This window comes from Neosynechococcus sphagnicola sy1 (genome assembly GCF_000775285.1).
Lineage (GTDB): Bacteria > Cyanobacteriota > Cyanobacteriia > Neosynechococcales > Neosynechococcaceae > Neosynechococcus > Neosynechococcus sphagnicola.
Genome location: NZ_JJML01000080.1, coordinates 1 through 9,591, shown reverse-complemented (window position 1 = coordinate 9,591; position 9,591 = coordinate 1). Strand labels below are relative to the sequence as shown.

Genomic DNA, 9,591 nt, shown 5'->3' with positions numbered 1-9,591 from the left:
TGCCTTTCTGGACTTGCAAGACTGGTCAGCAGCGGTGGCCGCTTACCAAAATGCCATCGGTCTAGATGGGAGTTTTTTTGGTCCACCAGAATCTCGGCTATGCATTGCTGCAACTGCAACAATGGCGGGCAGCAGCCCAGGCACTAACAACCGCCATTGCCCTCCAGGACGACTTCCCCTGGTCATTTGTCCATCTCGGAGATGCCCGTCAAGCGTTACAGAAACCCCGTGGGGCGATCGCGGCCTATCTCCGGGCGGCACAGCTGCAACCCACTCTCCCCGGCCTGATCCCGAAACTCGCTGAAGCACTGTTGCTCTCTGTCACCTTGAGTTCAGAGGAGACAGCACGGTCTTCTTGGACGGGTGACGATGCCTCCCAAGACTGGCCTACCGACCCACAACTTTATCTGCAACTGGGGACAGCACTCTTGGCTTCGCACCAGAGCCGGGCAGCGGTACAGCTCTATCGACAGGCTTTACAGGTGTGCCCCACCTCTGATTTAACGACACCCTTGACCTCAGGGTTGGCCGAGAGCCTGGAGCGCCAATCCCAGATGCAGCAGCAAATCACCGCCCATCAGCAAACCCTACATCAAACCCCCCAAGATCCCCAAGCCCATTACCGCCTGGGTATGGCTCTGCTACAGAACCAGGAATGGCAGGCAGCGGCGATCGCCTTTACTCAGGGTCTTGCTGAACATCCTGAATATCCCTGGTGGTTCTACTCCAACATTTGGGATGTCCTGGTTCGCCAAGGGCAACTGGAACGGGTGATCCCCCCCTTGCAGCAGTTGCTGGCAAATACGCCCCATACCCTGAACCCTGCTTTGAATTTAGGGGAAGCCCTGAGTTGTCAGGGGGATCTAGCCGGGGCGATCGCCTGCTATCGAGCCGCCAGTCAGCAGCAGACTCAGCAACGCTATCCCTCCGCAACGCCGAGCCAATGGGAAGCGGTGACAGCCCCTGATTTTCTAATTATTGGAGCCATGCGTAGCGGCACCACCTCCCTGTTTAGTGCCCTCTGTCAGCATCCCCTGATCCAGGCACCCCTAAAAAAGGAACTGGATTTCTGGTCTTGGAAGTTTGACAGAGGAGTGCCCTGGTATCTGGCGCATTTTCCGCCTCGGTTCGCGGGGGCAACCTCCAGGATAGGGGAAGCCAGCCCCAGCTATCTCGGTCATTGGTCAGCGGCGGCGCGGCTACAGGCACAGTTCCCCCAAATGAAATTAATTGTCCTGCTACGTCATCCGGTAGATCGGACGATTTCCCACTATTTTCACTGGCGACGCTTGGGCTGGGAGGGACGATCGCTGGAGGCTGCCCTGAATCAAGAAATGATCCAACTGGGTCGCCAAACTTCCTCAGAGATCCAGAGAGCCAGCGGCTACCTTGGCCAAAGTCTCTACGTTGACTTACTTCAACCTTGGTTGACCAGGTTTCCCCGTGACCAAATACGCCTGTTGCCCAGTGAGAGCTTCTACCAAACTCCCGCCCACACCCTGGCGCAGATCTATGAATTTCTAGGAGTACCCGCTCATGACCTCACCTGCTATCCGAATCTCAATCCCGGCCATTATGCCGATATCAGCGCACTCCTGCGGCAACAGCTGACGAATTTCTTTCAACCCTCAATGCTTGACCTGGAAACATTACTGGGGCAATCTCTGGGTTGGTTGCCAGATCAGAATTTTCTGGGAGGTGTTGATCGAAATATCTAAGGGCGTGTAGTTTTGTATACTATAGTTACAACTACGATAAAAAACGTTCTGTTACATCCGAACAGGTTAGACCACCAAGTGGTAAGCATTTTTTGAATCTTTTGTTTTAGAGGTACCGTTCAGCGTGGGTCAGATTCCTCTTGCTCAGCTCCAGCGTTACGATTCCCAAGTGATCGAGCGCTATTACCGCTTCCGCCCCTGGCAGGTTCTGGGACGGGCTTTCAAGATCTTGAGCTACTTCACCTGGTTTCTCGTGGGGTTTCGCTGGGAAAAATGGCGGCGCTGTCAAGCAAAACAGGACTGTCTACTGCAAACACAGTGGTACTCCGCAACTCGGCTGCGGCAGACCTTAACCGTCCTGGGACCCACCTTTATCAAGGTAGGTCAGGCGCTCTCGACTCGGCCTGACCTGGTACGCAAAGACTTTCTTGAAGAGTTGGTGAAGCTCCAGGATCAACTGCCGCCCTTTCCCACAGAGGTAGCCTTTGCGATTCTGGAGCGAGAGCTCGACCGAGAAATTGGAGAAGTGTTCAGCTATATTTCCCCCCGAGCCCGTGGCTGCCGCTAGTTTAGGCCAGGTCTACCACGCCCATTTGCACACAGGGGAAGAGGTGGCGGTGAAGGTGCAGCGCCCCAATCTCTTACCCGTTCTAACCCTCGACCTATTTCTGATGCGGTGGGCAGCTCAGTGGCTGGGGGTCTTCTTGCCCTTGAACTTAGGTCATGATCTGACCCTGATTGTCGATGAGTTTGGTCACAAACTATTTGAGGAAATTGACTATCAGCATGAAGGTCACAATGCTGAGAAATTTGCCGCTAATTTTCGTGATCATCTGGATGTCAAAGTCCCCCTGATCTACTGGCCCTACAGTAGCCGCTGTGTATTGACCCTGGAGTGGATCAATGGGATTAAGCTCACGGAGATTGAGCAAATTGCCGCAGCTGGTCTGGATATCAACGCCCTGATTAACATTGGGGTCACCTCCGGGTTACAACAATTGTTGGAGTTTGGGTTTTTCCATGCGGACCCCCATCCCGGAAACTTATTTGCCATGCCCGATGGGCGCATGGCCTATATCGACTTTGGCATGATGGATCAACTGGAGGAAACCACCAAGGAAACCCTGGTGGACTCTGTGGTACATCTGATCAACAAAGATTATCTCGATCTGGCCCAGGATTTTGTCAGACTGGGATTCCTCACCCCTGAGACCAATATCATGCCTATTGTCCCGGCTTTAGAGGCAGTGCTGGGAAATGTCATGGGTGAAAGTGTTCGGGATTTTAATTTCAAGACGATCACCGATCAATTTTCTGAGCTGATGTATGACTACCCCTTCCGCGTTCCAGCGCAATTTGCCCTGATTATTCGTTCCTTGGTGACCCAGGAAGGATTGGCCCTTAGTCTCAATGCCCAGTTCAAGATTGTCGAGGTGGCCTATCCTTACATTGCCCGACGGTTATTGACTGGGGAATCGCCCCAGTTGCGCCGCCGACTACTGGACGTGTTGTTCAAAGACGGCAAGTTTAAATGGAATCGCCTGGAGAATCTGATTGCGATCGCGGGGACGGATGGCAATTTTGACCTCTTGCCCACGGCTCAGCTAGGTCTAGGGTATCTGCTTTCCACCGAGGGGCGCTATCTCCAGCGACAGCTGCTCTTGGCACTGACCGAGGATGATCGATTGCATACGGAAGAAATGCAACGGCTGTGGCAGTTGATCCAAAGAGATTTAGATCCGGGTCGGCTGTTGAATGCTGCTTTAGGGGCGATCGCCGACCTGTCTCGGGAACGGGCGGCGGCCTTACTTCCCTCTTTTGCGATTACCTCTTTCCGTTTTTAGGGCATTTACCCTGGGGCGATGCTCAGAGAGCGTTCTTCGAGCATTATCATCCCGACAAAGCTTTGTATGATGACCTGTTAGGCAGACTCCCAGCATCGGCGTTTGACAGGCTGGTGCTAAGCTGTCTGACCAGCCCTCTATCTTCAAGTGTGAATCTGAAAGGAGTCCTGTGTGTTTGTGTTTCCTGAGCCGCCCTAGTTTTTTTACTGATTGCTGGATTGTTGGCTAGTTTAGCCTCGGGTAGTGCCTTTGATGCCACCCTGAAGCAGCTGGTGCGGGAGTGGGCCAACAACCGATCCAGTCTTACCCTTGCCCAGATGAAGGGCCTTTCCCTGTTCTTACCCTTTGTGGGCATTGCGGGGGGAGCCTGTGTGTTCCTAGCCTCTGGGGTGGAAATCTTTGGGTTTCCCCGTTGGATCTCCTATGGGCTATCGGTACCCATGACCTTGGGGATTGGTCGGCTCGTCTGGACGCAACTGAACAGTACCCTGGTGCAGTTAGAACAGGGAGGCTCACAAGCGTTAGACTTAGATTCGATTCGCTAATCATTGAGCCGTTGGCGAGGGGTGAGCATCCGGTGTGGATCGCTTACAATTTTCGACAAATCGCTCGATTCACCACCTTGGGGGATTTTGTATGAATGACTGGGTCGCTAATCTATCCGATGCCTTGAAACCCTTGCGTAACGCCACCCTCCTAACGGTGGCTGCCATCAGCCTTGTGGTCGGAGCCATTCTGGTGCCCGTACCCATCATTCCGGGTTGGCCGTTGTTGCTGTTCGGTTCCTACTGCCTCAGTCAGGTCTTTCAACCCGAAGTTCACGCCTAATTCGGCCGTTGAGGATGGCGCAAAAACTCGGCGGGGCGATCGCGGCGGGCAATCCACAAACTGCCGAGGCTGGCATGGAAATGTTTCGCCTAGGTGGTAATGCCTTTGATGCTGCCAACGCTGCGATTTTGGCCTCGTTTGTTACAGAATCGGCTCTCACCTCTGCGGGGGGTGGGGGTTTTTTGCTAGCTCATACCGCTGGCAATCAGGGAATGCTGTTTGACGTTTTTTACCCAATCGCCGAGGCAGAAACGTCCCCTAGAGGGGATTCATTTCCAACCGGTTGAGGTCTGTTTTGGCGATGCCACCCAGGAATTTCATATTGGACTGGGTGCTGTTGCGGTTCCAGGGAATTTGGCCGGGGTTTTCCATGTTCAGCAACAGCTAGGAAGACTGCCCCTGTCTGTGATTGCCGAACCCGCCATTCACTTCGCTCGGCAGGGGATTCAACTGAATTGGTTTCAAGCCTACGCCTTCAAACTACTAGAACCGATTCTGACAGCCTCCGCTGCGGCTCGCCAAATTTATGCCCCCCAAGGCAAGCTGTTGCAGCAGGGTCAGACGCTGCTGATGCAGGACTTTGCCGATACCTTGGCCTATCTGGCGGCGGAAGGGTTAGCAGTCTTCTATCAAGGGGAGATTGCCCATCGTCTGGTACAGGACTGTCAGGACCAGGGAGGGCATTTAAGCCTGGATGATCTCAGGAACTATAGCGTCCTAGAGCGTCAGCCCCTCAGCCTCTCCTATCGGAACCGCACCCTGTTGACCAATCCGCCACCAAGTGCCCGGGGGGCAATTAATTACCTTTGCATTGAAGCTCCTGTCCACCGTTGATTTGTCACAACTGGATTATGGGAGCCCCGAGCATCTCCAACTCCTCACCCAGGTGATGCGGCTGACCAATCAAGCTCGGCAAGATTCTCCGTTACCCGAAGTCTGTCAGCGACAGGGAGCAAAACTGCTAGCGGATGAGTTTATAGCTGGCTATGCTCAACAGTTTGGGAATGGGGTGAATAAATGGGGCAGTACTACCCATATTAGTACTATTGATACTGAGGGCAATGCGGCCAGTGCTACCACCTCTAATGGGGAAGGATCGTCCTACATCATTCCCGGCACCGGGGTGATGATGAACAATATGTTGGGGGAAGCGGATCTGAATCCCCAGGGATTTCACCAGTGGCAGGAAAATGTTCGCATTGCCTCCATGATGTCCCCCACCCTGATACTTCACCAGGATCAACCAACAGCGGTGTTGGGTTCAGGAGGCTCTAACCGCATTCGGACGGCAATTTTGCAGGTGATTTCAAATCTCTTGGATTTTGAGATGGATGTTGAGACCGCAGTTTACAGCCCGCGTTTGCATTGGGAAGATCACGTCCTCAATGCAGAACCTGGTTGGCAGACCCCAGCCCTGACTGCGGCGGCCTTACCCACCGATCAGATGATTTGTTGGCAACAAACGAATATGTTTTTTGGGGGAGTTCATGCGGTCATTCGCCACCCCAATGGCACCCTCGAAGGTGTGGGAGATCCTCGTCGCGGTGGCGTTGTCTTGACATCTATTTGACTTGGGGAATATCCAGCGGCAGATCAAGCGCATTCATCAACAATTAGGGGATATATGAAGTACACGCTGCGGAATGACTATGAATAAATCTTCTGGCTGGTTGAGCAGCGATGGAAGGAGGACTTGAAAAAGCCTTAAATCATAGAGCTAGCGTGGTGAATAAAACCCCATTTTTGTTAGTTATGATGGCATTTTAAAGATAAGTACTCATGAAATTCCTGCCAATAATTCTTGAAATGCCTTATGAGTAGAGATTTCAGCGATCTACCCTTGAGCTTCTATATTTCAATTTTTTCACATATAGGCATTTTAGGGAAGGCATGATAAAATCCCTGAAATGCTTAATGCATCTTGATGCACTGCAAATCATAGGCATCAATCATGAGCTTACTTAGATCTCAAAATGGGATCTAAGTATTAGTTATGCCGCAAGTCCTCGGTTGTGAAAGTACTTGAAGCTTATCTGTTTGTCATGTCCTCTAAACTGCCTATATAAATGAGGTTAAGAATATCTGTTTTCAAGGTGTTATCAGAAATACGGATATTGCAGAGATTGCTTCAAAGTTTTTAATAGGAGGATCTATTATGGATAGTTGGAGTGATGTGGTTAGGCAGTTTTACGCTCAGAAACTAATTGAAAAGGGATACCACCTGGGTGATTCTCACTTTGTTGAAAATCGGGCAAACATTCCGCCTAGCGTTTGTGAAGCCTTTATCTATTTCGGTGGGGATGATTCTGATCCTCAACCATCCATCTACCAGTTCGATGTTGAAGGCAAAACTACCTACGCTATTACACTGACTTTTGGCGGTGATGATGGTTTGTTAGCAGCGTTTGCAGAAGAAGGAGATCTCCTTGGTGCTGCCTTTGCTTATTCTGTTAATGATATTCACTGGTTTGATTCCCTTGATGCTATCTCTGGGGCTACCTACGAGTAGTAGCTCTGCTGGAAAGTCAAGAAGAATAGACAACAAGTTCAATATCAAAATTATGTGCGTTCGCTGCATAACAACCCCGCTGCACCGGAATGAGTTCAAGTTGTTGCTGAGATGCAAAAGCTAGCTGCATCCGGTGAGCGGGATCGTTAGCTGTAAGTACGTGCTAGGCGGAGTGCTTGGAAGGGTGTCTGTCGGTGTTGCAATCAACTGCAAGTACCTTTGATGAAGAGATAGTAAGGATAGAAGCTGTAATCAACTCCAACTTCCTATAAAACTACTAGTTGCAGTTGAAAGGGTATCTGCAAGTATAATTATCAGGAAGCCGCGACCTCAAAACATACAATTTAAAGTTACTTGCAGAAAGCTTCTGCTAAGATAGCTTAAACTGGAACAAAGTAAACCACATTGAAACTAAGCGAAAAAGCTACTTAACTTCTAGAAGATACCTATGAGTCAAGATATTTCTGGATTATCAATCAAAGGCGAAAGCATACAAAGTCTTTACGGCTCTTATCTTACAAAAACATTTTTGGTTAACAGACGATATCAGCGAAAGTTAGTATGGACAGTTGAGGAAAAAAGATCTTTTATAGATTCCATTATTTAAAGGATATCCTGTTCCATTAATCTTATTGGCTGAAGTAACTACTGAGAAGGGCAAAAAGCTTGAAATCATTGACGGAATGCAGCGATTAAATGCCATCACGTCTTTTATTGATCAAGAGTTTGACATTAATGGAACGTATTTTGATTTAGATACAATGGCAGACACTAAACTTTTAAAGGATAGAGAACTGATAATACAAAAGCCTAAAATTTTAGACAGAAAAGTATGTGCAGATATAGTTCGATATCAAATTCCACTTTCAGTGTTTCAGGAATTAGGAACAGGTCATACTGATGAAGTTTTTAGACGCTTGAACTCTGGGGGAAGACAGCTTTCAAAGCAAGAATTGCGACAGGCAGGGGCAACAAGTAGATTTGCATCAATTGTAAGGAAACTAGCAAGCAATATTAGGGGAGATTCAAGTGTGTCAGATATACTTGATTTGAACTCCATGAAAAATATTAGTATAACAAATCGTAATTTAGACTATGGAATACCTGTAGAAAGTATTTTTTGGGTTAAAAATAATATTATTACAAAAGAGGCATTAAGACAGTCACAAGATGAGGAGATTATTGCAGATATTATTGCATGGGTAGCACTAGATAAGGGAATAAGATCTAGTTCAGAGATCTTGAACCAACTATATAGCTACCAGGATTATGAGAGTGATGAAACTGAAGTTGCTCTTGCTAAAACAGTTGAAATCCAGATACAGAAAATTAATGAGGATATACTAATCAGTAATATACAATTCGTACTCGACAAACTTATTGAGATAATAAATAAATCAGGCAAGACTTTTAACTCTTTATTATTTGAGAGTCAACAAGCAAAAATTTCAAGATATTTTCAAATCGTTTTTCTGGCATTATATAAAATGCTAGTAGAAGAAAATTGTGAAATCATCAACGAAAAAGAATTGATAGGACATCTTAATAAAGCTGGCGATAAAGTAATTAAACTTGCTGCTGGCGGTGGTAATTGGTCTGCAAAAGAAAAGCAGACACAGATGGATGCTCTTTGCGGTGTTATTAAGTCATGTTTTGTTAAAAAAACTGAGAATGATCCAGCAAGAAATCAGTGGATAACAAGATTTGAGAACATCTTAATGCAGAGTTCAACTGAGCAGGCGTTATATGACTTCAAAGTTGGGTTGCACCCTCTTGATGTCACTGAGAACACTCTTAACCGAAGTGTATTCTCAAAGATTATCAAGACGTTGACAGCAATGGCAAATACCTTTCCAAGATCAACTGGATATTGCCTCTTGGGTGTTGCGGACAATAAGATAACAGCAGAAAAACATAAGGAAGTTTATGGTTTGAATTACATATCCTATGCAAATTTCTTTGTGACTGGTATTGATGCTGAAGCTCGTAGTTATCATAGCGATGTTGATAAATATTTTACAAAGATTACACAGTTAGTTGCTCAAGAGCCATTAAACGAGAGAGATAAGGATCATATTTCAAGAAATATTTTGACTGTTAACTACTTTGATAAAACAGTTATTATGCTCAAGATTGAATCTGGTAATAATCCATCTGTATATGATGGGAAATACTATAGCCATTCCCACTCCAGTGGGATACAATCATAGAGAGAAGGTAGGAGGTAAAATATTTAGAACCGATACACCTCCTTGCCATGAAAGCCTATTCGGTCGATCTACGCCAGAAAATTATCGACACCTACAACAGCGAGAGCATCTCTCAACGAAAGCTAGCGAAGCGCTTTCGAGTCGCCTTAAGCTTCATCTACAAACTGCTCAAGCAATATCGACAGAGTGGGGACATTGCCCCTAAAGTTCGCACGCTCCAAACCCCCACTAAACTTAATGAACCTCAACTCCAAGTTTTAAAACCAGCTTGTAGAAGCCAATAATGATGCCACCCTAGAGGAGCTTCGCGATCAACTGGAGCAAGCAACTGGGGTCAGGATAGGACGCTCAACCACCGCTCGGATGCTCCAGAGGCTTCAAATTACCCTAAAAAAACGCTTCACCCCAGTGAAAAAGAAAGTGAGGCCGTGCAGCTAGAGCGGTTTGACTATTGGCAGATCATTCGAGCTTTTGATCCCAAG

The 9,591-nt window shown here is 47.8% G+C and carries 6 protein-coding genes and 2 pseudogenes; all 8 read left to right on the top strand.

Annotated features, from left to right (window positions below; translation table 11 throughout):
- The first annotated feature begins 65 nt into the window (after positions 1-65).
- Positions 66-1,718, top strand: a complete 1,653-nt coding sequence (locus DO97_RS19770; RefSeq protein WP_036536875.1) for a tetratricopeptide repeat-containing sulfotransferase family protein — start codon at positions 66-68, stop codon at positions 1,716-1,718.
- 124 nt (positions 1,719-1,842) lie between these two features.
- Positions 1,843-3,562 (top strand): annotated as a pseudogene (locus tag DO97_RS19765) (ABC1 kinase family protein).
- 221 nt (positions 3,563-3,783) lie between these two features.
- Positions 3,784-4,107: a hypothetical protein gene (locus tag DO97_RS19760; protein ID WP_239651910.1), complete on the top strand. Its 324-nt coding sequence runs from the start codon at positions 3,784-3,786 to the stop codon at positions 4,105-4,107.
- 91 nt (positions 4,108-4,198) lie between these two features.
- Positions 4,199-4,390 (top strand): hypothetical protein, encoded by a 192-nt coding sequence (locus DO97_RS19755; RefSeq protein ID WP_156120689.1) that lies wholly within the window; start codon positions 4,199-4,201, stop codon positions 4,388-4,390.
- Between the two features lie 14 nt (positions 4,391-4,404).
- Positions 4,405-5,960 (top strand): annotated as a pseudogene (ggt, locus tag DO97_RS31580) (gamma-glutamyltransferase).
- Positions 5,961-6,545: 585 nt separating this feature from the next.
- Positions 6,546-6,899 carry a hypothetical protein gene (locus DO97_RS19745; protein WP_036536870.1) on the top strand — a complete coding sequence of 118 codons (354 nt, stop codon included), beginning with the start codon at positions 6,546-6,548 and terminating at the stop codon, positions 6,897-6,899.
- 593 nt (positions 6,900-7,492) lie between these two features.
- Complete coding sequence (locus DO97_RS19740) at positions 7,493-9,109, top strand: GmrSD restriction endonuclease domain-containing protein (protein ID WP_338038852.1); 1,617 nt, start codon at positions 7,493-7,495, stop codon at positions 9,107-9,109.
- Positions 9,110-9,156: 47 nt separating this feature from the next.
- Positions 9,157-9,393, top strand: a complete 237-nt coding sequence (locus DO97_RS23470; protein WP_081980890.1) for an IS630 transposase-related protein — start codon at positions 9,157-9,159, stop codon at positions 9,391-9,393.
- Positions 9,394-9,591: the final 198 nt, after the last annotated feature.